The sequence below is a fragment of the Burkholderia sp. BCC1993 genome, from assembly GCF_905339865.1.
Classification (GTDB): domain Bacteria; phylum Pseudomonadota; class Gammaproteobacteria; order Burkholderiales; family Burkholderiaceae; genus Burkholderia.
This window is the reverse complement of sequence record NZ_CAJPGZ010000012.1, coordinates 1-26,686: the sequence shown is the minus strand read 5'-3', so window position 1 is coordinate 26,686 and position 26,686 is coordinate 1. Positions and strand designations below refer to the sequence as shown.

Below are 26,686 nucleotides of genomic sequence, written 5' to 3'. Positions count from 1 at the left end.
ATCCACGCAGCCAGCCGGTGCCCGAACCGCTTTCTGACAGCAGGGAGAGTCATGGATACGTCGCTCAACGCGCCCCCGGGCGCCCACGCCCCGTTCCCGTCGCAGCCGCGCGTGCCTGGCGACGACGCGGCCGCCCCCGTGGCCGAAGCCCTGCCCAACCGCGACACGTCCGCCGCCCGGATCGCGGCGCTGTCCCTTCAGCTGACGGCCGCCGACGAAGCGGCCCGCCGCCATCTGGCCGGCGAGCTGCATGACGGGCTCGGCGCCGAACTCACCGCTGCGCGTTTCGCGCTCGCAAACGTTCAAACGTGGCTGCCGGCCGATGCGCCGGACGGCTGCCTGCGCGCGCTCGAGCTGGCACAGCGGTCGCTCGACGCCGCGACCGACGCCAATCGCCGGCTGATCGACGAGCGCGACACGCCGGCACTCGACGGCGGCGTCGTCGGCGCACTGTCGACGTGGGCCGACAGCCACGCGGCCCGCACCGGCCTGCGCACGAGCTTCGTCTGCGCGGCCGACGCGCGGCTCACGCAACTCGGCGGTGCCGGCGCGCTCGCGATCTTCCGCGTCGCGCAGGAAGCGCTGTCGAACGTCGCGAAGCATGCGCGCGCGGCGTCCGTCGACGTGCAGATCGACACGGACGACACGCATCTGTCCCTGATCGTCACCGACGACGGGACCGGTTTTGCCCGCAGCCGGCGCGCCGGCTACGGCCTCGCCGGGATGCGCGCACGCTGCGAGGCGTTCGGCGGCAGCTTCGACGCGCGTGCGCCGGAAGCGGGCCGCGGCACGCGCGTCATCGCGCGCTTCGCGTGGGACTCGCTGTTCGCGGTGCCGGCCGCCGCGCGCCGCGCGTCGCTTTCGTGAGGTCGTCATGAGCCTGAACATCCTGCTCGTGGACGATCATGCGATCGTCCGCCAAGGGATCCGCCACCTGCTGATCGACCGCGGCGTCGCGCGCGACGTGACCGAAGCCGAGACCGGCAGCGATGCGATGGCCGCCGTCGACCGCCAGGCCTTCGACGTGATCCTGCTCGACATCTCGCTGCCGGACGCGAACGGCATCGAGGTGCTCAAGCGCATCAAGCGCAAGCTGCCGGGCGCGCCGGTGCTGATGTTCTCGATGTACCGCGAGGACCAGTACGCGGTGCGCGCGCTGAAGGCCGGCGCGGCCGGCTACCTGTCGAAGACGGTGAATGCCGCGCAGATGATCGGCGCGATCCAGCAGGTCGCGGCCGGCCGCAAGTACGTGAGCCCGGCGATGGCCGAGGCGCTCGCCGACTACGTGTCGTTCGAGAACGAACCGCTGCCACACGAGAAGCTGTCCGACCGCGAATACCAGACGCTCTGCATGCTCGCGTCGGGCAAGCGCCTCACCGACATCGCGAACACGCTGTCGCTGTCGGTGAAGACGGTCAGCGTGTACCGGTCGCGGCTGCTCGAGAAGATGCGGCTGTCGAACAACGCGGAACTGACGTTCTACGTGATGAGCAACCGGCTCGTCGAGATGACGCCCGCATCGGGCGCCTGATCCGTCGGATTCACCGGAGTCGCGCCGTTCACCGCGCCGGCCTGCGCCGCGCCGGCACCGGCCGCCGAATGCAGCGCGCAAGCGCTTGTTTTATCGGGCGATTCCGGAGCACGCCGCTGCGCCGCAGCGGGTCTTTCACGCCAAATCGGCTAAAATTGCGGGTTTTCACTCACTCGGCGCCGCCGCGCTCGCGCGCGCCGGAGACACATCCGCAATGTCCCTCTTCCGCAAGAAAAACGTCGATCGCATGATCGCCGGCGCGCACGGCGCCGGGCTCAAGAAAGCGCTCGGCGCAATCGACCTCACCTTCCTCGGCATCGGCGCGATCATCGGCACCGGCATCTTCGTGCTGACCGGCACGGGCGCCGTGCAGGCCGGCCCTGCGCTGATGCTGTCGTTCGTGATCGCCGCGATCGCATGCGGCCTCGCGGCGCTGTCGTACGCCGAATTCGCGTCGACGATTCCGGTCGCGGGCTCGATCTACACATACTCGTACGCGACGCTCGGCGAGCTCGTCGCCTGGATCATCGGCTGGGACCTGATGCTCGAATACGGCCTCGCGGCGTCGGCCGTGTCGGTCGGCTGGTCGGGCTACCTGCAGTCGCTGCTGCAGGGCTTCGGGCTCTCGCTGCCGACCGTGCTGACGGCCGCACCCGGCGCGATTCCGGGCGTCGTCACGTGGTTCAACCTGCCGGCGTTCCTCGTGATGGTGGTGATCACGACGCTGCTGTCGATCGGCATCCGCGAGTCGACCCGCATCAACAACATCATGGTGTTCATCAAGGTGTCGGTGGTGCTGCTCGTGATCGCGGTCGGCGTGTTCCACGTGACGCCCGCGAACTGGAAGCCGTTCATGCCGCACGGCTGGAACGGCGTGTTCGGCGCTGCGGCCGTGATGTTCTTCGCGTTCATCGGCTTCGACGCGGTGTCGTCGGCGGCCGAGGAAGTGAAGAACCCGAAGCGCGACCTGCCGATCGGCATCATCGCGTCGCTCGCGGTGTGCGCGGTGCTGTACGTGACGGTCGCGGCGGTCGCGACCGGCATCGTGCCGTCGGCGCAGTACGCGAACGTGTCGCACCCGATCTCGTATGCGCTGCAGATCGCCGGCGAGAAGTGGGTCGCAGGCTTCATCGACCTCGGCGCGGTGCTCGGCATGCTGACCGTGATCCTCGTGATGAGCTACGGCCAGACGCGAATCATCTTCGCGATGTCGCGCGACGGGCTGCTGCCGGCGACGCTGTCGCGCGTGCATCCGCGCTACGCGACGCCGTTCCTGACGACCTGGCTCGTCGGCCTGTTCTTCGGGCTGATCGCCGCGCTCGTGCCGCTCAACGTGCTCGCCGAGCTGATCAACATTGGCACGCTCGCCGCGTTCTCGATGGTGTCGATCGCGGTGCTGGTGCTGCGCCGCACGCACCCGGATCTGCCGCGCGCGTTCCGCTGCCCGGGCGTGCCGGTGGTGCCGATCCTCGCGGTTGGCGCGTGCCTGTTCCTGATGCTGAACCTGCAGCCCGTCACGTGGGCCGCGTTCGGCATCTGGCTCGTGATCGGCCTCGTGATCTATTTCCTGTATTCGCGGCGCCACTCGAAGCTCGCGCACGGTCACCACGACGCGCATTGACCGCCGCCGCTGCGCGCGCACGCAGCGCGCAGCGTGTATCGCGTAGCTCGTAGCTCGTAGCGGTATGACGCCACGCCGGGCCGTCACCGGCCCCGTGCGCCCCGCTCCCTCCCGCCTGAATCGTCCCCGCCATAGGCGCACCCGCGCAGGCGGCGCGACATGCGCCGCTTTGCCCCGCCCGCGTGCGATCGCTGCCCGATCGTCGCGATTTCTTGCCCGATCGTCCGGATTTGCCAGCACGATCCGCACGCTGACAGCACGTGCGCGCCGGCCAGTTCATAATCCCGCCATCGAACGACGGCCCGGCCCGGCGGGCCGTCCGGCAACAGGAACAGGATGATGGAAAGCGTCGATCTCGATGTACTGAAATCCAGCGCGCGCTGGCTCGACGAAGGGCGCCGCGTGCTGCTCGTGACAGTCGTGAAGACGTGGGGCTCGTCGCCCCGCCCCGAAGGCGCGATGCTCGCGGTGCGCGAGGACGGGCTCGTGGTCGGCTCCGTGTCCGGCGGATGTATCGAGGACGACCTGATCGCCCGCGTGCATGCAAGCGGGATCGCGGCCGACGCGCGCCCGGAAGCCGTCAAGTACGGCGTGACGGCCGAGGAAGCGCACCGCTTCGGGCTACCCTGCGGCGGCACGATCCAGCTCGTGCTGGAGCCGCTGACGCGCGACAGCGGGATCGCCGCGTTGTGCGCGGAAGTCGAAGCCGGCTGCCTCGTCACGCGCACGATGACGCTCGCGACCGGGCGCGCGTCGTTGTCACCCGCGCAGGCGACCGACGGGCTCGCGTTCGACGGCGAGCGGCTCGTGACGATCCACGGGCCGCGCTACCGGATGCTCGTGATCGGCGCCGGGCAGTTGTCGCGCTATCTGTGCCAGATCGCGGTCGGGCTCGACTATCAGGTGACGGTTTGCGATCCGCGCGAGGAATACACGGATGCGTGGGACGTGCCGGGCACGCGCGTCGTGCACACGATGCCCGACGACACGGTGCTCGACATGAAGCTCGACGCGCGTTCGGCCGTGATCGCGCTCACGCACGACCCGAAGCTCGACGATCTCGCGCTGATGGAGGCGCTGAAGACGCCCGCGTTCTACGTGGGCGCGCTCGGCTCGCGACGCAACAACGCGGCACGGCGCGAGCGGCTGCTCGAATTCGACCTGAGCGAGGCGGAACTGGCGCGGCTGCACGGGCCGGCCGGCATCTATATCGGCAGCCGCACGCCGCCCGAAATCGCGATCTCAATCCTCGCCGAAGTGACGGCCGCGAAGAACAACGTGTCGCTGCCGACGATCCTGCAGGTCGAGGGCGCGAAGGCCGCCCGCGAGATCGCGGCAAACGGCGGCGCGGCCTGCGGCCTCTGAGCCCCCCAAACCTGTCGCTTCGCGCCAGCCCCCCAAGGGGACTTCCTTCGGGGCGGAAAACCTGGGGCGGCCCGGCGTTTTCTTGAGGCCGTCGCCGCGGTGCAAGGCCGCGCCGAATGGCCGTCATGCGCCGGCGGGAAACCGGCGCGCGTCGATGCCGACGTCAGGCAAGACCCGCGGCGAGCGCCGCGGCGACCGAGCCGGCCACCAGCACGACGCCGACCGTGCGGCGCTTGTTCAACTCCGTCCACAGCAGTACGCCCGTCAGCGACAACAGGATCAGCGAACCCGCGATCGTGTCCATCAGCAGCACCCAGCCGAGATTCATGCCGACGCCGCGATGCAGGTTGTTCAGCGTCGTCAGGAACGTGTTGCCGCTGCGCTTCACCGACACGTAGCCGTTGCCGACCCAGTATTCCGCCTGCAGGTTCTGGTGCGGACCGAACAGGCCCATCTGCCAGTGCTCGGGCTGCATCACGCGCTTGTCGCCCCAGGCGACCGGCTGCGCAGGCTCCTTGCGCACGCGGCCCGGCCGGCCGTCGAAGTGCAGTTCCTGCTGGAGCCACTTCGTCATCGCGGCGGGCGACTTCGGCACCGGGTCCGGCAACGCGATCTGCATCTGCTCGACCTGCGGTTCGCCAGTCGGGATCTTCAGCGGCGGCGCACGGTGGTTCAGCAGCACGCCCGTCACCCCGAACAGCAATCCGAGCACCGCGCCCCACAGTCCGACCCAGCCGTGCACCTTGCGCAGCCATTTGATGAAGGTCGCGCGGCGCGAGCGCTGGCGGCGCGCCGCCAGTTCGGCGTCGCTCAGGGGCCGTGCGGCCGGATGCAGCACGGTAACGCCCGCGGGGGGCCTGCCCGCCTGCGGCGGGGCGATCGTTTCGGACGCGTTCACGCGAGAGTATCCATTCGTTCAAAGCAACGGGCGGCGCACGAAGAACGTGCGCCGCCCGGGCAGCATGAAAATGAGAATGGATATCATTACACAAATGGCGCGGCCGCTCAATCCGTCGGCACACGGCGGAGCGGGCGAGAAAGTCCGGAGATAACCAACAAAGCATGCTGATTGCGCGCAGATTCCGGTCAATAGAAGAAAAATGCCAACGAAATGATCGCGAAAGACCCGGACAGCATTTCGCAAGAAAACCCGGGCTGGCGTGGGCGTGGGCGTGGGCTCAGCGATTCAGCGATTCAGCGATTCAGCGATTCAGCGATTCAGCGATTCAGCGATTCAGCGGCTCGGCGGCTCGGCGGCTCGGCGGCTCGGCGGCTCGGCGGCTCAGCAGCTCAACTGCTCAGCGGCGCAGCGGCGGCAACGGAAAGCGCGGCGCGGCGTCACCTGGTTCGGGCTCGGTGCGATCGAGCGCATACAGCCACGCGAGCAGATCCGCGACGGCCTGGTAAAGCTGCGGCGGAATCCGGTCGTCGAGGTCGACCTGCATCAGCAGCGACACCATCTCCGGCGCGGTATGCACGTACAGCCCCGCATCACGGGCGCGCGCGACGATCATCTCGGCGAGCAGGCCATACCCCTTCGCGACCACGCGCGGCGCGGCATCGCCGCCTTTCGGATCGTAGACGAGCGCGGCCGCGCGCTTGCGCGACGTCATGCTCATCGCGGCGCCTCGTCGTCGGCGCCCGGCACGCCGCCAGCCGCGCTGCGCGCATACGCGGCAGCGGCGGCCTGCGCGACGAGCGGATCGAAGCCGTCCGGCTCGTCGCCGACCGCGCGGATCGACAGTCCGCCGAGCTGCAGACCCGATCCCTCGAACCGTTGCCGCAACGCCGCCTCGTTGCGCGTGAGCCGGTCGGCGCCGGCCGAATTCGCGCGCAGCCGCGCGACGAGCTGCTTGCCGTTCAACACCAGCTCCGCGTCGACCGTGCCGAGCGACGGCAACGTGAGCGTCAGCCGGGTGCGCCAGGCGATCCCGTCCCCCGTGTCGTCGCCGCTGCGCGACGCGCGGTCGCCCGGATCGTCGGGCTCGATCGTCCAGTCGAGCCGCGCGCCGGGCCATGCCTCGCCTGCCCAGCGAAACTGGTCCGTCGCGAGTGCGTCAAGCTGCTGCCGGACGATCGGCACGGCGGCCGGATGCACGGGAGCCGATGCCTGCGCCTGCGGATCGGCCGACGCGGCGGCCAGTCCGGCGCGCGCCGGCATCCAGCGCGGGTCGGAGTGGTCGCCGAGCGGGTCGGTCAGCGCGGCTGTGCCCGACGCAGCACCCGGCCGGGCGGCCAACTGCGCGTTCTGCACAAGCTCGTGCTGCACCGCACCGCCCGGCGCAGGCGCGCCCGGCTGCATGGCGGATCGCGGCGCCGCCGCCGGCAACGGCAGACGCTGCGCGAGCAGTTCGTCGAGCAGATCGGGCGCATCGTGCTGCGCGGCATCCGGGGCGGGCTGCACCGGCACGGTCGTGAGGCGCGCCTGCGGTTCGCGCATCAGCGCGGCGAGCGGGCGCTGGCCGGCCAGCCACTGCGCGAGATGGGATTCGTAGAAGAGGCCGCTTTCGCTCACGGCCTGCGCGAGCGCCGCGCGCAACGCCGCGACGGGCGGTGCGGCCGCCGCAGCGCGCGTGGCCGCGACGTCGGATGCGGGCGATGCGCTGGAAGAAGCGCTGGAAGAAGCGCTGGAGGAAGCGCTGGAAGAAGCAGCGGCTGAAGCGACCGGATCGGAGGCACTCTGCCCGTCCGGCGGCGCGGCCGCCGCGACGCTCAGCAGCACGGAAGGGTCGGCCAGCAGCGGTGTGCGCCCGGCGATCACGGGCGTCGCGACACCGCCCGAGCGCGAGATTGCATCGAGCACGAGCGCGACATCGGACAGTGCCGTCTGCGCAGACGCCGGCGGCGCGGCCGGCGTGGCCGCCGTCGCGGGCGGCGACGACGCGCCGGCACCCGGCGTGCCGACCTGCGCGGTCGCGCCGCCGCCGGCGGGCGCCATCACGGTGCCGGCCAGCAGGCTGTCGAGGCGGCTCGCCAGCAGGGCGGCCGCAACGGAGTCGATACCGGTCATGATCGAAGCCTGCTCACCTCAGCCACATCGTTGCGAAGCCGGGCACGCGGCTACCGCCGCCCCGGCAAACGGGCACTATCCGCGAGCGCGGTAGAGATCGGTCAATACCTCGGTCGAGCGCCGCGCCTCGAACAGCGCGGCCAGCCGTGCGACTTCCGGGCACGCGAGATCGCGGATCGCGGCGTCGTCGGCGAGGATGCGGCGGATCAGCGCGAGCTTGCGGCCGAGGTCCGCTTCGTCGAGCGCGACGCCCGGATCGGCCGCCTTCAACCCGTCGACGAGCGTCAGGAATTCGGCCTGCAACTCCGGCAGCGCGCGCCAGTCCGCGCCGCGCGCCGCGCACAGCATGCGGCCCGACACGGCCGCGAGCGCCTCGTAGCGAGCGAAGTATTCGGCCTTGAGATTCATCGCGCCGCGCCCGCCGCCTGTTGCGTGGCCATGCGTGCGACTTCCGGAGCGATGCCCGACCACGCTTCCTCGAGCGTCGCGAGCAGCCCGTCGACCTCGACCAGCATCGCGTCGCTCGCGTGCATGTTGGCTTCCAGCAGGCGCCGGCCGATATAGGCGTACAGCGCGTCGAGGCGCCCGGCGATCTGGCCGCCCGCGTCGCGGTTCAGCGACGCCTGCAGGCCGCTCTCGACGATCCCGATCGCCTTGCCGATCGCTTCGCCGCGTGCGGGCACGTTGTCCTGCTGCAAATGCATGCGCGCGAGCGCGATGGCCTGCCGCGCGCCCTGGTACAGCATCGCGATCAGCCGATGCGGGGAGGCGCCCATCACCCCCGTCTCGACGCCGACACGCGCGTACGCACTGGCTCCAGCGTGTCCTGGGGAAAACATGCGCTTCTCCTTGTGATGCGTTGGCTATGCGGTGGCCGCCGCCCTGCGATGCACGACGCGGCCTCGTTCCAGAGTTATCGGAACGGAATTGGAAAGCTTTAGGTGCACGGGCCGCCGGCGGGCCGGCAGGCCGGTCCCCGGGGGCGGCTGTCCCCGGAAGCCCGTCGCCGGTTGCCCGTCGCCCGATGCCCGCCCGTCAAACCGACATCTGCATGATGTCGTTGTACGCGCTCACGAGCTTGTTGCGGACCTGGAGCCCGAACTGGAAGCCGATGTTGGCCTTCTGCATGTCGACCATCACGTCGTTCAGCGACACGTTCGCCGCGCCGACCTCGAACGCCTGCGCCTCGCCGAGCGCGTGCTGCTGGTCGCCGCTGATCTTGTCGAGCGACGCCTTCATCGCGCTCGCGAACGTGCCGGCCGTCGCGGCGCCCGAGCCGGCGAGCGCTGCCGTCGGGCTCGCGACGCCGCCGCTCGCCTGCGCGGCCATCGCCTGCATCTGTTGCAACACCGAACCGATTCCGCTGACGTTGGCAGCCATGCTGTCCCCAGACCTGTAAGAGATGAGACCCGGGCACACCGGGCGTTTCCGACGGCGCCGCACGACGCGCACCATGCCGGATCGCGAAAAAGGATAGCAGCGCGGCGCGCGCCAAAGCCGCGAAAGTACGGGGGAAACCCCGCTCTTTTCGGTCGATCGGAGTCGCGTCCGGGTCCCGATAATCGCATCGTGTCATTGTCCGTCCGCTCGTCCGAGCGGCTCAGTCGTCCCGCTCCGGAGAAACTCCACGCATGGATTCGCAGGCCAACTCGCTGATCAACCCCGACGCCCGCACGGGCCTCGCCAGCCCGGTGCCAGGCGCCACCGCGGCCGCCGCGTTGCCGGGAGCAGGCGGCGCCGGCGCGGACTTCGGGTTCGGCGGCTTCGCGGAACGCATCCCCGGCATCTCGCGGATGAAGGGCAACCCGAAGCTGCCGTTCGTGATCGCCGTCGCGTTCGCCATCGCCGCGATCACCGCGCTCGTGCTGTGGAGCCGCGCGCCCGACTATCGCGTGCTGTACAGCAACCTGTCGGACCGCGACGGCGGCGCGATCATCACCGCGCTCCAGCAGGCAAACGTTCCCTACAAGTTCGCCGACGCCGGCGGCGCGATCCTCGTGCCGTCGAATCAGGTCCACGAAACGCGCCTGAAGCTCGCCGCGATGGGCCTGCCCAAGGGCGGCTCGGTCGGCTTCGAGCTGATGGACAACCAGAAATTCGGCATCAGCCAGTTCGCGGAGCAGGTGAACTACCAGCGCGCGCTCGAAGGCGAGCTGCAGCGCACGATCGAATCGATCAACGCGGTCAAGACGGCGCGCGTGCATCTCGCGATCCCGAAGCCGTCGGTGTTCGTGCGCGACAAGGAAGCGCCGAGCGCGTCGGTGTTCGTCGACCTCTACCCGGGCCGCGTGCTCGACGAGGGTCAGGTCCAGGCGATCACGCGGATGGTGTCGTCCGGCGTGCCCGACATGCCGGCCAAAAACGTGACGATCGTCGACCAGGACGGCAACCTGCTGACCCAGACGGCCTCGGCCTCCGGCCTCGACGCGAGCCAGCTCAAGTACGTGCAGCAGGTCGAACGCAACACGCAGAAGCGCATCGACGCGATCCTCGCGCCGATCTTCGGCGCCGGCAACGCGCGCTCGCAGGTCAGCGCCGACGTCGATTTCTCGAAGCTCGAACAGACCTCGGAAAGCTACGGCCCGAACGCCTCGCCGCAGCAGACCGCCATCCGCAGCCAGCAGACCAGCACTGCCACCGAACTCGCGCAGGGCGGCGCCTCGGGCGTGCCGGGCGCGCTGTCGAACACGCCGCCGCAGCCGGCCTCCGCGCCGATCGTCGCCGGCAACGGCCAGAACGGGCCGCAGTCGACGCCCGTCAGCGACCGCAAGGACCAGACGACCAACTACGAGCTCGACAAGACGATCCGCCACGTCGAGCAGCCGATGGGCAACGTGAAGCGGCTGTCGGTCGCCGTCGTCGTCAATTACCAGCCGGTGGCCGACGCGAAGGGCCACGTGACGATGCAGCCGCTGCCGCCCGCCAAGCTCGCGCAGATCGAGCAACTCGTGAAGGACGCGATGGGCTACGACGAGAAACGCGGCGATTCGGTAAACGTCGTGAACAGCGCGTTCTCGACCGCCAGCGATCCGTACGCCGACCTGCCGTGGTGGCGCCAGCCGGACATGATCGCGATGGCGAAGGAAGCCGCGAAGTGGCTCGGCATCGCGGCGGCCGCGGCGGCGCTCTATTTCATGTTCGTGCGCCCGGCGATGCGCCGCGCGTTCCCGCCGCCCGAGCCGGTCGCGCCGGCGCTCGCGGCGCCGGAGGATGCGGTCGTGCTCGACGGCCTGCCCGCCCCGGACAAGGCCGACGAGCCCGATGCGCTGCTGCTCGGCTTCGAGAACGAAAAGAACCGCTACGAACGCAACCTCGACTACGCGCGCACGATCGCCCGCCAGGATCCGAAGATCGTCGCCACCGTCGTGAAGAACTGGGTGTCCGATGAACGCTGAAGGCCTGACCAAGAGCGCGCTGCTGCTGATGTCGATCGGCGAGGAAGAGGCCGCTGAAGTATTCAAGTTCCTCGCGCCGCGCGAGGTGCAGAAGATCGGCGCCGCGATGGCCGCGCTGAAGAACGTCACGCGCGAGCAGGTCGAGGACGTGCTGCAGGAGTTCGCGCGGGAAGCCGAGCAGCATACCGCGCTGTCGCTCGATTCGAGCGAGTACATCCGCTCGGTGCTGACCAAGGCGCTCGGCGAGGACAAGGCCGGCGTGCTGATCGACCGGATCCTGCAGGGCAGCGACACGAGCGGCATCGAGGGCCTGAAGTGGATGGACTCGGGCGCGGTGGCCGAACTGATCAAGAACGAGCATCCGCAGATCATCGCGACCATCCTCGTGCACCTCGATCGCGACCAGGCGTCCGAGATCGCATCGTGCTTCACCGAGCGGCTGCGCAACGACGTGATGCTGCGGATCGCGACGCTCGACGGCATCCAGCCGGCCGCGCTGCGCGAGCTCGACGACGTGCTGACCGGCCTGCTGTCAGGCAGCGACAACCTTAAGCGCAGCCCGATGGGCGGCATCCGCACCGCGGCCGAGATCCTGAACTTCATGACGAGCAATCATGAGGAAGGCGTGCTCGAAAGCGTGCGCCAGTACGACGCCGACCTCGCGCAGAAGATCATCGACCAGATGTTCGTGTTCGAGAACCTGCTCGACCTCGAGGATCGCGCGATCCAGATGGTGCTGAAGGAAGTCGAGTCGGAAACGCTGATCATCGCGCTGAAGGGCGCGCCGCCCGCGCTGCGCCAGAAGTTCCTCGCGAACATGTCGCAACGCGCGGCCGAACTGCTCGCCGAGGATCTCGACGCGCGCGGCCCGGTGCGCGTGTCCGAAGTCGAGACGCAGCAGCGCCGCATCCTGCAGATCGTGCGCAACCTCGCCGAAAGTGGCCAGGTCGTGATCGGCGGCAAGGCGGAAGACGCGTATGTCTGATTCCGCGCGCGAGCCCGCCGGCACCCTCACCGCATACCAGCGGTGGGAGATGGCGTCGTTCGATCCGCCGCCGCCCCCGCCGCCGCCCGACGCTGCCGCAGCGGCCGCCGCCGCGCTCGCCGCGGACCTGCAGCGCGTGCGCGACGCCGCGCATGCCGAAGGCCATGCGGCCGGTCACGTCGAAGGCCAGGCACTGGGTTACCAGGCCGGTTTCGACCAGGGCCGCGAGCAGGGTTTCGAAGCCGGCCAGGCCGAAGCCCGCAAACAGGCCGCGCAGCTCGCGGCGCTCGCCGCGTCGTTCCGCGAAGCCGTGTCGAGCATCGAGCACGATCTCGCGTCCGACCTCGCGCAGCTCGCGCTCGACATCGCGCAGCAGGTCGTGCGCCAGCACGTGAAGCACGATCCCGCCGCGCTCGTCGCGGCGGTGCGCGACGTGCTCGCCGCCGAACCGGCGCTGTCCGGCGCGCCGCATCTCGCGGTGAATCCGGCCGACCTGCCCGTCGTCGAAGCCTATCTGCAGGACGAACTCGAGACGCTCGGCTGGAACGTGCGCACCGACGCATCGATCGAACGCGGCGGCTGCCGCGCGCACGCCGCGACGGGCGAGGTCGACGCGACGCTGCCCACCCGCTGGCAGCGTGTCGCCGCCGCGATCGGCAAGGTGAGCGCGTGGTGACGCCCACGCCCGAATCGATCCTGCACGACGGGATGACGCCGCTCGAGCGCGAACTCGCGCTCGCGTCGTTCGGCCCCGACGGTCCGCACGACACGGCTCACGACGCGCCGGCACACGCGACGGATGCCGCCTGCGACACGCCGCGCGCGCCGCACAATCCGCATCTCGCGCACTGGCGCACGCACCTGAACGGGCTCGCGACACGCAGCCACCACGCGCTGCCGCTGCGGCCGTGCGGGCGCCTCACGCGCGCCGCGGGCCTCGTGCTCGAGGCGATCGGGCTGCGCCTGTCGGTCGGTGCCGAATGCACGATCGAATTGCCGCCCGGCAGCACGCTGCCGCACGCGGAAGCGGAAGTCGTCGGGTTCTCCGGCGATCGTCTGTTCCTGATGCCGACCACCGACGTCGCCGGCGTCCTGCCCGGCGCGCGCGTATGGCCGCGGGAGGCCGCGCCCGTCGCCGATCCGCTCGCGGGCGCCAAGCGGCTGCCGGTCGGCTGGGAAATGCTCGGGCGCGTCGTCGACGCGTCGGGCCGCCCGCTCGACGGCCTCGGCCCGCTCGGGTCGAAGGTCGATGCGCCGCTGTCGGCGCCGTCGATCAACCCGCTCGATCGCGAGCCGATCCACCACGTGCTCGACGTCGGCGTGCGCGCGATCAATGGCCTGCTCACCGTCGGCCGCGGGCAGCGGATGGGCCTGTTCGCGGGCTCCGGCGTCGGCAAGTCGGTGCTGCTCGGCACGATGGCGCGCTACACCAGCGCGGAAGTGATCGTGATCGGGCTGATCGGCGAACGCGGCCGCGAAGTGAAGGAATTCATCGAACAGATCCTCGGCGAGGACGGGCTCGCGCGCTCGGTCGTCGTCGCGGCGCCGGCCGACGTGTCGCCGCTGCTGCGGATGCAGGGCGCCGCCTACGCGACGTCGCTCGCCGAGTATTTCCGCGACCAGGGCAAGCACGTGCTGCTGCTGATGGATTCGCTGACGCGCTACGCAATGGCGCAGCGCGAGATCGCGCTCGCGATCGGCGAGCCGCCCGCGACCAAGGGTTATCCGCCGTCGGTGTTCGCGAAGCTGCCCGCGCTCGTCGAGCGCACCGGCAACGGGCCCGAAGGCGGCGGCTCGATCACCGCGTTCTACACGGTGCTGACCGAAGGCGACGACCAGCAGGACCCGATCGCCGACTCGGCGCGCGCGATCCTCGACGGCCACGTCGTGCTGTCGCGCGCGCTCGCCGAGGCCGGCCACTATCCGGCGATCGACATCGAGGCGTCGATCAGCCGCGCGATGACCGCGCTGATCGACGAACCGCATCTCGACCGCGTTCGGCAGTTCAAGCAGATGCTGTCGCGCTACCAGCGCAATCGCGACCTGATCGCGGTCGGCGCCTATGCGCCCGGCCGCGACGCGCAGCTCGACCGCGCGATCGCGCTCTACCCGCGCATCGAATCGTTCCTGCAGCAGGGCTTTCGCGAATGCGCACCGTTCGAATCGAGCCTCGCCGCGCTCGATGCGCTGTTCGACGTACACGGAGGCTGATCCCGATGGCACACGGCTTTCCCCTTCAACTGCTGCTCGACCGCGCGCAGGAAGATCTCGACACGGCCGCGAAGCAGCTCGGCACCGCGCAGCGCGACCGCACCGCGGCCGTCGAGCAACTCGATGCGCTGCTGCGCTATCGCGACGAATACCACGCGCGCTTCGCGCAGTCCGCGCAACACGGGATGCCGGCCGGCAACTGGCGCAATTTCCAGGCGTTCATCGATACGCTCGACGCGGCGATCGCGCAGCAGCGCAACGTGCTGGCCGCAGCCGAACGCCGCATCGACGAGGCGCGCCCGAACTGGCAACAGAAGAAACGCACCGTCGGCTCATACGAAATCCTGCAGGCGCGCGGGGTCGCGCAGGAAGCGCAGCGTACCGCGAAGCGCGAACAGCGCGACGCCGACGAACACGCCGCGAAGATCCTGCGCATGCGGGCCGACGCCGCCCGCTCGGCGTAGCCGCTCACCGCTTTCGAACGAGAGAATCGTCATGCCTCCCCTGCCCCTGCTCGGCGCGCTGCTCGACACCGCCGGCACCGCACTCAAGGCCGTCCGCGACGCGGGTTCGTCGGCCGCCGCCAGCAAAATCGCCGGCAACGATGCCGCCACCAGCCCGGCCGCCGTGCCGTTCGCGCAGACGCTGAAGCAAAGCGTCGGCACGCGGCACGACGCGGCGAATGCCGGCAAGCCGGACGCCACGACGAAACAGGCGTCGGCGACGCCGGCCGCCGGCACGAAGCCGTCCGGCACGGGCGACGACAAGTCGACCGACGACGCGAACGCGACGCCCAATCCCGACGCCGCCGCGCTCGCAGCGGCCGCCGCCGTGCAGGCGCAACTGCTGGCTCGCACGAACGACGCGGCGCCGGCCGATGCCGACAGCACCGCCGCCGCCACGCAGACGACGGCCGTGTCCGGCCAGCCCGACGCCACGGCCGCGCTGACGAATCATGCCGGCAAGGATGCGGCCGCCGAGCCGGCTGCCCCCGCGTCGGGTCGCGACGCGCTGCAGGCCGCGCTGGCGAAGCTGACCGGCGGTGCGGGTGCGATCGCGATGCCCGCGACGGGCGCGGCAGCGGCCGCACCGGCAGCGACGACGTCGGCCTCGGCCACCGCCCCGCTGACGCCGAAGGTCCCGACCTTCGACCGCGCGCTCGCCGACGCGAAAGGCGCGCCCGCGACGCAGCAGCCCCTCACGCAGGCCGCCGCACCGGCGCTGCAGGGCGGCGCAACGGCCCAACCCGCCGCGCAGCACGCATTCGCGGCCGCCGAGGAAACCGCCAGTCCGGCTGCCGACGCAACGGTCGCTGCCGCCGCCACGGCTGCGGCAGCCGCACAGGCGAACCTCCAGGCATCGCCTGCCGCAAGCACGATCGCCGCGGCCAACCCGCATGTGCTCGCGCCGCACGTCGGCACCGCCGACTGGACGGATGCGCTGAGCCAGAAGGTCGTGTTCCTGTCGAATGCGCACCAGCAGAGCGCCGAGCTGACGCTGAACCCGCCGGACCTCGGCCCGCTGCAGGTCGTGCTGCGCGTCGCGGACAACCACGCGCATGCACTGTTCGTCTCGCAGCACGCGCAGGTGCGTGACGCGGTGGAAGCCGCGCTGCCGAAGCTGCGCGAGGCGATGGAAGCGGGCGGGCTCGGCCTGGGCAGCGCGACCGTCAGCGACGGCGGCTTCGCGTCGCAGCAGCAGAACCCGCAGCAAAGCTTCGCCGGCGGCCGGTCGTCGCCGCGCGCGCGCGCCGGATCGTCAGCCGTCGACGCACCGGTCGACGCCGCGCAATCCGCATCGGCCGCCGCCACCGTGAGCCGCGCGGGCCTCGTCGATACGTTCGCCTGAGCATCGCGTCGCTCGCGTGCCGGTATGTGCCGGTATGTGCCGGTGCGCGCCGCTCAGCGGCCGTGCGCCGCCGCGGCCGCCTCGCTGCGCGGCACGCCGCCCCGGCGCGCCGCGACGATGAAGTCCGCCGCGCGTTCGCCGATCATCACCGACGGCGCATTCGTGTTCCCGCCGATCAGCGTCGGCATCACCGACGCGTCCACCACCCGCAGCCCTTCGACACCCCGCACGCGCAGTTGCGGATCCACGACCGCGCGCGCATCCGAGCCCATCCGGCAGGTGCCGACCGGGTGATAGATCGTGTCGGCGTGCGCGACGATCGTCGCGCGCAGCTCGGCTTCGCTCTGGCCCGAGCGCGTGTACAGCTCGCGCCCGCCCTGCGACGCGAGCGGCGCCTGCGACAGGATCCGGCGCATCGCCTGCGCACCGCGCACGAGCAGATCGAGATCGCGCGTATCGCTGAAGAAACGCGGATCGATCAGCGGCGCGTCGCGCGCATCGCCGCTCGCGAGCGCGACCGTGCCGCGGCTGAACGGGCGCAGCGCGCACACGTGCAGCGAATAACCGAAGCCCCAGTGCATCTTGCGGTTGTGATCGTCGACGAGCGCCGTGCAGAAATGCAGCTGCAGGTCCGGACGATCGAGCGACGGATCGCTCTTGATGAAGCCGCCGGCCTCCGCGACGTTGCTCGTCATCATCCCCGTGCGGCTCGAGAAGTAGCGTGCGAGCGCCGGCGTCATCTTCGCGATCCCGCGCAGGCAGATGCCGACCAGCTCCGACGAATTCACGCGCGTGTTGATGATGAAGTCGATATGGTCGATCAGGTTGGCGCCGACATCCGGCGCGTCCTGCACGACCGCGATCCCGTGCCGGCGCAGTTGTTCCGCCGGCCCGATCCCCGAGCACATCAGCAGTTGCGGCGAATTGAACGCGCCGGCCGACAGGATCACTTCCGCGCGCGCGCCGAGCGTCTCGACGCGTCCGTCGCGCGACACCACCACACCGACCGCGCGCCTGCCGTCGAAGCCCACGCGCAGCACCGTCGCATCGGTAATCACATGCAGGTTCGGCCGGTCGCGGTCGTAGATGTACGCACGTGCAACGCTGCAGCGCGAGCCGTCGCGATGCGTGACCTGATAGAAGCCGACGCCTTCCTGCGTCGCGCCGTTGAAGTCGTCGTTGAGCGGATAACCGGCCGCGTGCGCGGCCTGGATGAATCGTTCGGAGAACGGATTGCGAAAGCGCAGATCGGACACCGTCAGCGGCCCGTCCGCGCCGTGCCAGGCGTCGGCGCCGCGCGCGTTGCCTTCCGCGCGGCGGAAATACGGCAGCACGTCCTGCCAGCCCCAGCCCGTCGCGCCGAGTTGTGCCCACTCGTCGTAGTCGCCCGGATGGCCGCGCGTGTAGATCATCGCGTTGATCGCGCTCGAGCCGCCCATCCCGCGGCCGCGCGGCTGGTAGCCTCGGCGGCCGCCGAGGCCCGGCTGCGGCACCGTTTCGTAACCGTAGTTCGTGCCGAGCTTGAACGGCACGAGCGCCGCGATCCCCACCGGCATGTTGACGAGCAGGTTGCGCGCCGTGTGCGAACCGGCCTCGATCAACGCGATCGTCGCGTCCGGGCATGCATCGGCGAGGCGGCTCGCGAGGCTCGACCCGCCCGATCCTCCGCCGACGATGATGTAGTCGTATTGCATGTCACGTCTCCTTCGTGTCATGAACGGCGCCCGGCGCGGCCCGGCTCCCGCTTGTAATGTTCGGGCATTGTAGGAATGGCCGTCGCGCGCGCGGCACGACGATTCAAGAGCGATTCCTCTAAACGCCCGCGTGAACTAAATTTAAGATGTATCGATGAATTCGACGCGATGCAGCGGCCGCCAGAAGCCGCGCCGTCGCGAAACTGGGGAGACGACGATGCAGCGCGACGTTCTGCAGGCCGCGTGCCGACCGGGTTGTCCGGACACACCGCGCGCGGCCCGCATTTCATTTCAAACGGATGCCCTGACGGTGACGTGCAACACCGTGCGCGCGGCCGGTCGAAATCGAACGACGCCGCGTATCGCCGACCGTTTGAACGGCTCGTCGCATGCGCGGCTCGACGTGCCGATGCATGCGTCGTCGCGCGCATCGCGCGATGCCGCTTCGGTGCGCCGGCAAGCATCGGCAATTCGCGATCGCGCACCATTCAGAAGTCACATCGAGCCGTACACGCATCCCGGGCAATCCCGTTTTCGAACACGAATACCGTCGCGCGGATACGACGCTTGCCGCACGCCGCACCCTGTTTTCGACCGTGCATCGCAGCCGGCCCCGTGCCGCGCGACGCGCGCCATCCCGACCCGCCCCACCACGCTCGCCGAGCGGGTACGTGCGGCCTGACTGCTGGCCGACGTGCCACGCCCAACTGGAGTAGACGACATGAAGAACGACCTGCCCGAACTGGCCCCGCAAACGGTGCCGTCGGTCGATGCGCTGACGTCGCTGCTGCGCGACCAGCGCGCGGCCTACCTGCGCGCGCCGTATCCGGAGTGGGACGCCCGCGCGCAGCACCTGCGCGCGCTGCGCACGATGCTGATCGATCACGCGGATGCGCTCGCCGATGCGATCAGCGCCGACTTCGGGCATCGCGCGAAGCAGGAAGTGCTGCTGTCGGAAATCTGGATGGCGAAGGAAGAGATCGACGATGCGCTCAGGCACGGCAAGCGCTGGATGAAGCCCATCCGCAAGCCGATGAACAAGTGGCTGCGGCCGGCGCGCGCGAAGGTGCTGCCGCAGCCGCTCGGCGTGGTCGGCATCGTCGTGCCGTGGAACTATCCGATCCTGCTCGCGGCCGGGCCGCTGATCTGCGCGCTCGCGGCCGGCAACCGCGCGATCATCAAGATGTCCGAACTGACGCCGCGCACGTCGGCGCTGTTCGAGCAACTGATCGCGAAGACCTTCTCGCGCGACCACGTCGCGGTCGTGAACGGCGATGCGGAGATCGGCGCCGCATTCAGCGCGCTGCCGTTCGATCACCTGCTGTTCACCGGGTCGACGCACGTCGGCCGCCATGTGATGCGTGCCGCGGCCGACAACCTCACACCGGTCACGCTCGAACTCGGCGGCAAGTCGCCGGCGATCGTCGGTCCGAATGCGCGCTTCGATGCGGCCGTCGACGCGATCATCGGCGGCAAGACGCTGAACGCGGGCCAGACCTGCATCGCGCCCGACTACGTGTTGCTGCCGCGCGGGATGGAAGCCGCGTTCATCGAGCGGGCACGGGCGCGCTTCGCGAAGCTGTATCCGGACCTGTCGACCAACGGCGACTACACGACGATCGTGTCGACGCGCCATTACGCCCGGCTGCAGCAACTGGCGACCGACGCGCAGGCGGCAGGCGCGCAATTGCATCCGCTGTCGGACGCGCAGTCCGATCCCGCGTCACGCCGCTTCGTGCCGTGCGCGGTCACGCACGTGCCGGCCGCATCGCAGCTGATGCAGGAGGAAATCTTCGGACCGTTGCTGCCGCTCGTGCCGTACGAGCGGCTCGACGAGGCGATCGCGTACGTGAACGCGCGGCCGCGGCCGCTCGCGCTGTACCTGTTCGACGAGGATGGCGGCACGGTCGACCGCGTGATGCGCGAAACGATCTCGGGCGGCGTGACGGTGAACGACGCGCTGCTGCACATCGCGTGCGGCAACTTGCCGTTCGGCGGCGTCGGCGCGAGCGGGATGGGCGCGTATCACGGCTACGACGGCTTCGTGACGTTCTCGAAGATGAAGCCCGTGCTCACGCAGGCGCGCCTGAATACCCGCGGGCTGATCGCACCGCCTTACGGCAAGCGCTTCGCGGCGGTCATCAGGATGATGCTGAAGTTCTGAGCGATGCGGGCCGCGTGCCACGCGCGCCGGCCCGCCCGAGAACGCCGCGCGGCGACGCTGCCGCGCGCGCCGTCGCATGTCAGACGGGCCAGAGCGGCCCTTCCTGCATCGCGCCGATCTGCTCGCGCAGCTCGAGCACGCGTGCTTCCCAGTAGCGATGCGTGTTGAACCACGGGAACGCGGCCGGAAACGCCGGATCGTCCCAGCGGCGCGCCAGCCAGGCCGCGTAGTGGATCAAGCGCAGCGTGCGCAGCGCTTCGACCAGATGCAGCTCGCGCGGCTCGAATTCGCAGAAGTCCTCATAACCGGCGAGCAGGTCCGCGAGCGCGCGCGACGCGCCTTCGCGATCGCCCGGCAGCAGCAGCCACAGATCCTGGACGGCGGGCGCCATCCGGCTATCGTCGAAGTCGACGAAATGCGGGCCTGCGTCGGTCCACAGCACGTTGCTCGGATGGCAGTCGCCGTGCGTGCGCAACAGGCGAATCTCGCCCGCACGCTCGAACGCGGCCTCGACGCCTTCGAGCGCGAGGGTCACCGCCGTCTCGTAGGCGGGCCGGACATCGTCGGGAAGAAAATCGTGCGCGAGCAGGTAGTCGCGCGGCTCGTAGCCGAACGTGCGGATGTCGAGCACCGGACGCGCGACATACGGCTGGGTCGCGCCGACCGCGTGAATCCGGCCGATGAAGCGGCCGAGCCATTCGAGCGTGTCGCTGCGGTCGAGATCGGGCGCGCGGCCGCCGCGACGCTCGAAGATCGAGAAGCGGAAGCCGTCGAACGCGTGCAGCGTGCGGCCGTCGAAAACGCGCGCGGGCACCGCCGGAATCTCGCGCGCGGCGAGCTCGGCGACGAACGCGTGTTCTTCCAGGATCGCGTCGTCCGACCAGCGCGCGGGCCGGTAGAACTTCGCGACGACCGGCGGGCCGTCTTCGATGCCGACCTGGTAGACGCGATTTTCGTAGCTGTTGAGGGCGAGCAGGCGCCCGTCGGTGCGCAGCCCGGCCGGCATCAGCACGCTGTCGAGCGCGTCGAGCACGCACTCGGGCGTGAGGCCGGCGAACGGCGGGCCGGCGGGAGCTGCGGGGGCGGAAGTGTCGTCTTTCATGCCCCGCATTGTGCCGTCAGCCGCGCCGAAACACGAGCGCCCGGTGCGGCACGCGCGCTCAGTGGATCGCGGCGCCGGCCGGCAGCACGGATTCGCCGGTGTCGATCAGGTCCTCGAGAAAGAACGGCTCGGTGTTGAGTTCCTTCGACTCGCCCGGCACGCCCGCGTACCAGGTCACCATGGCCATGTCGCCCAGAACGCGCTGAACGATGCCGCGCGCGCCCTTCGGCACTGCGATATGGGTAGTGCAGACAATCGACCCGACATGCATGATGGTTCCCCACTCTTGAAACTTGAAACCCGGCTCGCTGGCGAGCCGGCAAATGCACGATCCGCGCCGCCCTCGTCGGGGTGTTGCGCGTGATCCCATTGTTCACGGTTTATCGAAGCGCGAAAAGAAGAAGAAGCAGGCGAAGTGCCGCGAATTCGTCGAATGTCTCCAATCAACCACTGCGCCGCGCGTGCGCTTGCACGGGCGGATACCCCCATCATACCCTGTCGAATGTGACTGCCCGCCGAATCCGGCCACACGCGCGGCGCGCACGCGAATCGCACGACAGGCGTATCGTCTGGCCTTTGCCCGGTCGTGAGGAGACTTCGCGTGAGCGCACCGAACGGAACTACGCCCGCGACCTCGCGCCGCAATGCCCGTCCCCCTACCTCGAATGCGGCTCGCGCAGTTACTGGCATGCGGCGTGCGACATTCGACGTGCGGCGCACGGCGTGATGTCGTAGTGTCGTGGCGCCATAGCGTATGGCGATGCCGGTGCGCCGGCGGTTGCGCTGCATGGCCGCCTTGCGTTACCTTTGACGTTCATCCGCGTTCAAGCGCATTTCGACACGATGCATCCGCTCACGTCCGCTCTCGCAAAATCCCGGCCGCAGTTCGACTCGCGGCCGCAGGCGTGCGCGCATCCGTCGGTCCTCCCGCCTCCTGTCGCACCGCCGCTCGTCGGCGCCGCGCCGCCCCCGCCGGCGGCACGCGCCGGCTGACCGGCCGGCTTTCGTATTCCGTTTTCCATTCGCCCGCTTGCGGCCGTTCGTGCGTGATCACGCACGGCGCGTTCCCGCACGCGCGACATGGAACGTTTCGATCCGTTCGACAGGTGGATTCACATGGTTTCGTTCAAACGCGCGCTCGCCGCGCATGGCGTGACGTCGCTCTTCGTCCTGCTGTGGAGCAGCGGCGCGATCTTCGCTGAACTCGGTCTGCATCACGCATCCGCGTTCGTCTTTCTCACCGCGCGATTCGCGCTCGCATCACTCGTGCTGCTCGTGCTGGCTGTCATGCGCGGACGCTGGCTGCCGCCGCGCGGCGAGCGCCGCATGGCCGCGCTGACCGGCCTGCTGATGATGGGCGGCTATTCGATCTTCTACCTGCTCGCGCTCGACCGCGGGATCGCGCCGGGCGTGCTCGCGACGATCCTCGGCGTGCAGCCGATCCTCACGCTCGCGATCGTCGAGCGGCGCTGGCAACGGATGCGCGTCGCCGGGCTCGGGCTGTCGTTGGCCGGTCTCGCGCTCGTCGTATGCCGCGGCGTGGGCGGTGCCGGCCTGCCGGCCATCGGCGTCGCCTGCGCGCTCACGGCGCTCGTCGCGCTGACCGCCGGCTCGCTGCTGCAAAAGCGCGTGCGCGCGGCGCCTGCCGACGTGCTGCCGCTGCAGAACGCGATCGGCCTCGTGCTGTGCATGGCGATCCTGCCGTTCCGGCCGGTCTCGCTCGAGATCGGCTGGGCGTTCGTCGTGCCGCTGCTGTGGCTCGGGATCGTGATCTCGGTGATCGCGCAGTTGCTGTTCTACCGGTTGATGCAGCGCGGCGATCTCGTCAACGTGACGAGCCTGTTCTATCTCGTGCCCGTCGTCACCACGCTGATGGACGCGGTCTGGCTCGGCAACCGGCCCGAACCGCTCGCGCTCGCCGGCATGGGGGCGATCGTCGGGGGACTCGCGCTCGTGTTCCGCACGCCCGTCGCTCGCGCGCAACCCGATCGCACGTAAGCGGCCGGGCTGCCGCGCCCGCGGGTGCGGCAGCCCGTAGCGAACACGTACGACGTTTCCGCGCCAATCGAAAGGAACGGGAAAGATTTGCGCAAGGCATTCGTCCAATTCGCGGGAAAAATGCGGAATCCCCGGGGTTTTCCGCATACTTTTAATGGTTCGGATAGCGAAAAACGCGGCGAGCTTGCCTATACTCGAACTGTCCGACCCGCTCGCAATCGCGCAATCGGTCGGCCCAACAAGAGAAATGCCCGGCATGGGGCTGGAAGACGCGCATGCGCCTGTTCCGGCCGACTACGGAGACACGCATGACGACCTATTTCACGATCGGCGACTTCATCCTGTTGATTCCGATGGCGCTGGCCGGAGCGCTATTTCTCGGCGCGGTGCCGTGCGCAACCGAATTCCGCCACAACCTGCTGCGCGTGCTCGGCGTCATCCTTGGCGTCGGCGTTGCGGTATTGCTCGTCGAAGGCCTGCCTGCACTCCTCTAGCGACGCGTTGGCGCGAGGCGGTCACGTCGCTGCATTGCAGCGATGTGACGGCGTGTGCGTGCGCGGCGATACGGCATGCAATGGTTCGCATCCCGTATCGACCGTCGTTGCTGCCGGTCAGATCGCCTGATCGGTGGACGGCTTTTCCCACAAATTGATGCCGCCCTCGATCGCATGGCGATCGATCTCCGCGAGTTCGTCGGCCGAGAATTCGAGATTCTTCAGCGCGCCGACGTTTTCACGCACCTGCTCCGCACGGCTCGCGCCGATCAGTGCGGACGTCACGCGGCCATTGCGCAGCACCCACGCGAGCGCCATTTGCGCGAGGCTCTGCCCGCGCCGCTCGGCGATACCGTTGAGCTTGCGCACGTGCTCGAGGTTGTCCGCGCTCAGGTGAGCCTGCTTCAGCGAGCCGCCGCCCGGCTTGTTCACGCGTGCGTCGTCCGGCACGCCGTTCAGGTATTTCGACGTCAGCAGCCCCTGCGCGAGCGGCGTGAACGCGATGCTGCCCGTGCCGATCTCGTCGAGCGTGCCGAGCAGGTCCTGCTCGATCCAGCGGTTCAGCATGTTGTACGACGGCTGGTGGATCAGCAGCGGCACCTTGTATTGCGCGAGCAGTTCGGCCATCTCGCGCGTCTTCGCGGCCGAGTACGACGAGATGCCGATATACAGCGCCTTGCCCTGCTGCACGGCCGATGCGAGCGCGCCGGCGGTTTCCTCGAGCGGCGTGTGCGCGTCGAAGCGGTGCGAATAGAAGATGTCGACGTAGTCGAGGCCCATGCGCTGCAGGCTCTGGTCGAGGCTCGCGAGCACGTACTTGCGCGACCCGCCGCCGCTGCCGTACGGCCCCGGCCACATGTCCCAGCCGGCCTTCGTCGAGATCAGCAGCTCGTCGCGGTACGGCCGGAAATCTTCCTTCAGCAGCCGGCCGAAGTTGGTTTCGGCGCTGCCGTACGGCGGCCCGTAGTTGTTCGCGAGGTCGAAGTGATTGATGCCGAGGTCGAACGCCGTGCGCAGGATCTCGCGCTGCGTCGCGATCGGCGTCGAGTCGCCGAAGTTGTGCCACAGGCCGAGCGACAGGGCGGGCAGTTTGAGCCCGGATTTGCCGCAGGTGCGGTATTGCATGTCGGCATAACGTTCGGAAGCTGCTTCGTAGGCCATGAGTCGGTTCCGTCAGGACGTCGGGGAAGAGACGCGCGCCGCGCGCGAACATCGCGCGCCGACGGCGAAGGAAACATACGACGGCTATGGTAGCGAACGTGGCCGATGCGCGCACGGCAATGGACGCGGCTGCGCGCGTCGCCTACACTGCGGCGTCTCGAATCACCGTTACAGCGAGGTTGGTATGTCCCGGGTCATCTCGGTTGCGCTGCTCGTCGGCGGCGTCGTGCTGCTGTATTTCGGCGGCCAGTCGTTCCATTCGATCAACGACAACGTGTCGCGCTTCTTCACCGGCTCGCCCGCCACGAAAACGATCCTGCTGATCGCCGGCGGCGCCGTCGCCATGCTGATCGGCCTGATCGGCCTCGCGATGCCGGCCAACAAGCGCTGATCGCGCAGCCGCGCGACGCACGACGACGTGCCCGCCTCGCGCTAGCGGGCCGCGCAAAACGCAACGGGCGGCCTGGCCGCCCGTTTCTTCATCCGCTCATGCGGCCGCCGCGCCGCATCGAACCATCGACGCGGCTGCCGCGCCGCCCGAACCGCTGCTAGAACTGCACTTCCGGCTTCGCCGCCGAACGCGTGCCCGGCACCGGCCGGTTGCTCACGCCGTGATACGTGTAGACGAGCGAGAACTTCACCTGGTCGGAGCGGTTCTGCCCCGCCGAATGCAGCGTGTTGCAATGGAAGAACACGACGTCGCCCGTCTGGAGCGGCGGGCAGGTTGCCGCGTCGATCATCTTGCGGTTTTCCGGCAGGTCGCTGCGGAAGAACTTCGCGTCGTCGAACGCTTCCGGCCCGAATTCGGCCGTGTGCGAGCCCGGCACCAGCCAGAGCGCGCCGTTTTCATTCGTTTCCGGCCCGAGCGCGAGCCACACCGACACCATGTCCGCGCGTTCGAACGACCAGTAGCGGAAGTCGCGATGCCAGCCCGTCAGGCTGCCGTACGCCGGATGCTTCGTCATCATGCAGTTGTGATGCGCGCGCGACAGCACCGGCTGCTCGCCGAAGTACTCGCGCATCCACGCGCCGATTTCGGGCGCGATCGCGCGCTCGGCGAACGCCGGATCGCGCGTGTAAGCATCCAGCAGCCGCCGCACCGTATGCCCGCCCGGCGCATGCTTCGACTCGGGCGCGCCCGGGTAGCGCAAATCGGCCTCGAACTCGATCGGCTCCGCCGCTTCCTGCAACTGGCGCGCCGCGATCTGCCTGAGCGTCGCGCACTGCGCCTCGCCGACGAGGCCGCGCGCGACGACGAAGCCGCGTTCGCGCAATTCCGCGACTTGCGCGCGGATCGATTCCGACTGCAATGAAGACGACATGGGATGCCAGACATTTATTGTGTGAATGTGACGATTGTAAATCGGCGCCGGATGCCGCGAACAGCGCCATTGTCGTACGCAGGGGCATGCCAATCGCCGATTTGATCTGGCGCAAGGGAACTGTGCGGCGCGGCGCGAGCCTCAGCGACAGGCGGTATGCGGCGACACGCTTGCGGCACAAGGGTTTATCGCGACTTTTGCACGTCATGAAACCCCGGTAGCCTGTCGCGGCCTGTCAATTCTGGCGGGCGCGGCGTGCAACGACTTTCGGTAAGATCCGTTGCGCCATCCGAGGCCGTTCATACCAGTGCGCTCTTCAAGGGCGCCATCCATACAAGCGAAGCATCGTTCACATGCCATTCCGTCTGACTTCCCGTCTCAGCCGCGCTGCGAAGCGCGTCGTGCCGTCCGCTCCCGCCCGCCCGCTGCGCCATCACCGCGCGCGCACGCAGGCGCTCGCCGGGCACACGCACGCGCACAGCCGGCTGGACGGCATCCGCGCGTGGTTCCACGCGTTCTTCTCGATGATGAGCGCGCAGGCGTTCGCCCGCCGCGCCGGCCTGCGCTCGCTGCTGCAGAAGCCGTCGTCGCTGCGCGCGCTCGCGCTGCGCCGCACGCTGGGCCCGCAGCGCCGCGTCAATCGCCCGCGCCGCCTCGCGGCCAGCAACGGCTGGTTCGGGTTCGGCGCACGCTGAAGCCGCGCCGGCGGCACGCTGCCCGCCACGATCGTCGCGGGCGCCGTCATCCCGCCGGCGCGCGGCACGCATAAAAAAACCCCGGCATGC

Annotated in this window: 27 protein-coding genes; 16 read left to right on the top strand and 11 right to left on the bottom strand. The window is 69.5% G+C overall.

Annotation, left to right across the window (positions count from 1 at the left end):
- The first annotated feature begins 51 nt into the window (after positions 1-51).
- The 4 genes from rqpS (at position 52) to U4Y91_RS20795 (ending at position 4,517) form a co-directional block, all read left to right on the top strand.
- Positions 52-867 carry a quorum system sensor histidine kinase RqpS gene (gene rqpS / locus U4Y91_RS20810; RefSeq protein WP_321806674.1) on the top strand — a complete coding sequence of 272 codons (816 nt, stop codon included), beginning with the start codon at positions 52-54 and terminating at the stop codon, positions 865-867.
- 7 nt (positions 868-874) lie between these two features.
- Positions 875-1,531, top strand: a complete 657-nt coding sequence (gene rqpR / locus U4Y91_RS20805; protein ID WP_321806673.1) for a response regulator transcription factor RqpR — start codon at positions 875-877, stop codon at positions 1,529-1,531.
- Between the two features lie 214 nt (positions 1,532-1,745).
- Positions 1,746-3,152, top strand: coding sequence for an amino acid permease (locus U4Y91_RS20800; protein WP_321806672.1), 1,407 nt, complete (start codon positions 1,746-1,748; stop codon positions 3,150-3,152).
- A 339-nt stretch (positions 3,153-3,491) separates the two neighbouring features.
- The gene (locus U4Y91_RS20795; RefSeq protein WP_321806671.1) at positions 3,492-4,517 is read left to right on the top strand and encodes an XdhC family protein; all 1,026 of its coding nucleotides are present in this window, start codon (positions 3,492-3,494) and stop codon (positions 4,515-4,517) included.
- Between the two features lie 163 nt (positions 4,518-4,680).
- Here the strand turns inward: U4Y91_RS20795 and U4Y91_RS20790 are convergent, their stop codons facing one another.
- The 6 genes from U4Y91_RS20790 to fliE form a co-directional block, all read right to left on the bottom strand.
- Positions 4,681-5,415: a PepSY-associated TM helix domain-containing protein gene (locus U4Y91_RS20790; protein ID WP_321806670.1), complete on the bottom strand. Its 735-nt coding sequence runs from the start codon at positions 5,413-5,415 to the stop codon at positions 4,681-4,683.
- 400 nt (positions 5,416-5,815) lie between these two features.
- Positions 5,816-6,136 (bottom strand): EscU/YscU/HrcU family type III secretion system export apparatus switch protein, encoded by a 321-nt coding sequence (locus U4Y91_RS20785; protein WP_044848841.1) that lies wholly within the window; start codon positions 6,134-6,136, stop codon positions 5,816-5,818.
- Positions 6,133-7,527: a flagellar hook-length control protein FliK gene (locus U4Y91_RS20780; protein ID WP_321806669.1), complete on the bottom strand. Its 1,395-nt coding sequence runs from the start codon at positions 7,525-7,527 to the stop codon at positions 6,133-6,135. The genes U4Y91_RS20785 and U4Y91_RS20780 overlap by 4 nt, the downstream gene beginning before the upstream one ends.
- Before the next feature lie 75 nt (positions 7,528-7,602).
- The gene (locus U4Y91_RS20775; protein ID WP_321806668.1) at positions 7,603-7,935 is read right to left on the bottom strand and encodes a flagellar protein FliT; all 333 of its coding nucleotides are present in this window, start codon (positions 7,933-7,935) and stop codon (positions 7,603-7,605) included.
- Entirely contained in the window at positions 7,932-8,366 is a 435-nt protein-coding gene (gene fliS / locus U4Y91_RS20770; protein ID WP_321806667.1) for a flagellar export chaperone FliS, read from the bottom strand. The genes U4Y91_RS20775 and fliS overlap by 4 nt, the downstream gene beginning before the upstream one ends.
- A 196-nt stretch (positions 8,367-8,562) precedes the next feature.
- Positions 8,563-8,907, bottom strand: a complete 345-nt coding sequence (gene fliE / locus U4Y91_RS20765; protein ID WP_040142465.1) for a flagellar hook-basal body complex protein FliE — start codon at positions 8,905-8,907, stop codon at positions 8,563-8,565.
- Between the two features lie 251 nt (positions 8,908-9,158).
- On the opposite strand from fliE, the gene fliF reads away from it, so the two are divergent.
- Genes fliF through U4Y91_RS20735 form a run of 6 tightly spaced genes read left to right on the top strand, consistent with a single transcriptional unit; the run spans position 9,159 to position 15,966 of the window.
- Positions 9,159-10,922 carry a flagellar basal-body MS-ring/collar protein FliF gene (gene fliF / locus U4Y91_RS20760; RefSeq protein ID WP_321806666.1) on the top strand — a complete coding sequence of 588 codons (1,764 nt, stop codon included), beginning with the start codon at positions 9,159-9,161 and terminating at the stop codon, positions 10,920-10,922.
- Complete coding sequence (gene fliG / locus U4Y91_RS20755; RefSeq protein WP_321806665.1) at positions 10,912-11,907, top strand: flagellar motor switch protein FliG; 996 nt, start codon at positions 10,912-10,914, stop codon at positions 11,905-11,907. Before fliF ends, fliG begins: the two co-directional genes overlap by 11 nt.
- Entirely contained in the window at positions 11,900-12,583 is a 684-nt protein-coding gene (fliH, locus tag U4Y91_RS20750; protein ID WP_321806664.1) for a flagellar assembly protein FliH, read from the top strand. Before fliG ends, fliH begins: the two co-directional genes overlap by 8 nt.
- A complete protein-coding gene (fliI, locus tag U4Y91_RS20745) occupies positions 12,577-14,118 on the top strand; it encodes a flagellar protein export ATPase FliI (protein WP_321806663.1) in 1,542 nt (513 codons plus the stop codon). Before fliH ends, fliI begins: the two co-directional genes overlap by 7 nt.
- Positions 14,119-14,123: 5 nt before the next feature.
- Positions 14,124-14,582, top strand: a complete 459-nt coding sequence (gene fliJ, locus U4Y91_RS20740; RefSeq protein WP_321806662.1) for a flagellar export protein FliJ — start codon at positions 14,124-14,126, stop codon at positions 14,580-14,582.
- A 31-nt stretch (positions 14,583-14,613) separates the two neighbouring features.
- Positions 14,614-15,966 carry a flagellar hook-length control protein FliK gene (locus tag U4Y91_RS20735; RefSeq protein ID WP_321806661.1) on the top strand — a complete coding sequence of 451 codons (1,353 nt, stop codon included), beginning with the start codon at positions 14,614-14,616 and terminating at the stop codon, positions 15,964-15,966.
- A 53-nt stretch (positions 15,967-16,019) separates the two neighbouring features.
- Here the strand turns inward: U4Y91_RS20735 and U4Y91_RS20730 are convergent, their stop codons facing one another.
- The gene (locus tag U4Y91_RS20730; RefSeq protein WP_321806660.1) at positions 16,020-17,660 is read right to left on the bottom strand and encodes a GMC family oxidoreductase; all 1,641 of its coding nucleotides are present in this window, start codon (positions 17,658-17,660) and stop codon (positions 16,020-16,022) included.
- 217 nt (positions 17,661-17,877) lie between these two features.
- Here U4Y91_RS20730 and U4Y91_RS20725 point away from each other — a divergent pair, with 217 nt between their 5' ends.
- Together U4Y91_RS20725 and U4Y91_RS20720 are read left to right on the top strand one after the other, a co-directional pair.
- Entirely contained in the window at positions 17,878-18,342 is a 465-nt protein-coding gene (locus U4Y91_RS20725) for a hypothetical protein (RefSeq protein WP_321806659.1), read from the top strand.
- A 39-nt stretch (positions 18,343-18,381) separates the two neighbouring features.
- A complete protein-coding gene (locus U4Y91_RS20720; protein WP_321806658.1) occupies positions 18,382-19,824 on the top strand; it encodes a coniferyl aldehyde dehydrogenase in 1,443 nt (480 codons plus the stop codon).
- A 79-nt stretch (positions 19,825-19,903) separates the two neighbouring features.
- On the opposite strand, the gene U4Y91_RS20715 is transcribed toward U4Y91_RS20720, so the two are convergent.
- Positions 19,904-20,935, bottom strand: a complete 1,032-nt coding sequence (locus tag U4Y91_RS20715; RefSeq protein ID WP_321806657.1) for a serine/threonine protein kinase — start codon at positions 20,933-20,935, stop codon at positions 19,904-19,906.
- Between the two features lie 49 nt (positions 20,936-20,984).
- On the bottom strand, positions 20,985-21,197 hold the full coding sequence (locus U4Y91_RS20710) for a hypothetical protein (RefSeq protein WP_011886311.1): 213 nt from the start codon (positions 21,195-21,197) through the stop codon (positions 20,985-20,987).
- A gap of 845 nt (positions 21,198-22,042) precedes the next feature.
- Between U4Y91_RS20710 and U4Y91_RS20705 the strand changes: the two genes are divergently transcribed.
- The gene (locus U4Y91_RS20705; protein ID WP_321806656.1) at positions 22,043-22,924 is read left to right on the top strand and encodes a DMT family transporter; all 882 of its coding nucleotides are present in this window, start codon (positions 22,043-22,045) and stop codon (positions 22,922-22,924) included.
- A gap of 308 nt (positions 22,925-23,232) precedes the next feature.
- Positions 23,233-23,418: a hypothetical protein gene (locus U4Y91_RS20700; protein ID WP_014895742.1), complete on the top strand. Its 186-nt coding sequence runs from the start codon at positions 23,233-23,235 to the stop codon at positions 23,416-23,418.
- Between the two features lie 117 nt (positions 23,419-23,535).
- Here U4Y91_RS20700 and mgrA read toward each other — a convergent pair whose 3' ends face one another.
- Complete coding sequence (gene mgrA, locus U4Y91_RS20695) at positions 23,536-24,579, bottom strand: L-glyceraldehyde 3-phosphate reductase (RefSeq protein WP_321806655.1); 1,044 nt, start codon at positions 24,577-24,579, stop codon at positions 23,536-23,538.
- A gap of 184 nt (positions 24,580-24,763) precedes the next feature.
- On the opposite strand from mgrA, the gene U4Y91_RS20690 reads away from it, so the two are divergent.
- Entirely contained in the window at positions 24,764-24,970 is a 207-nt protein-coding gene (locus U4Y91_RS20690) for a DUF3185 family protein (protein ID WP_044847854.1), read from the top strand.
- 157 nt (positions 24,971-25,127) lie between these two features.
- Here the strand turns inward: U4Y91_RS20690 and U4Y91_RS20685 are convergent, their stop codons facing one another.
- Positions 25,128-25,901, bottom strand: coding sequence for a phytanoyl-CoA dioxygenase family protein (locus U4Y91_RS20685; RefSeq protein ID WP_321806654.1), 774 nt, complete (start codon positions 25,899-25,901; stop codon positions 25,128-25,130).
- 353 nt (positions 25,902-26,254) lie between these two features.
- On the opposite strand from U4Y91_RS20685, the gene U4Y91_RS20680 reads away from it, so the two are divergent.
- Positions 26,255-26,596, top strand: a complete 342-nt coding sequence (locus U4Y91_RS20680; RefSeq protein ID WP_321806653.1) for a hypothetical protein — start codon at positions 26,255-26,257, stop codon at positions 26,594-26,596.
- Positions 26,597-26,686: the final 90 nt, after the last annotated feature.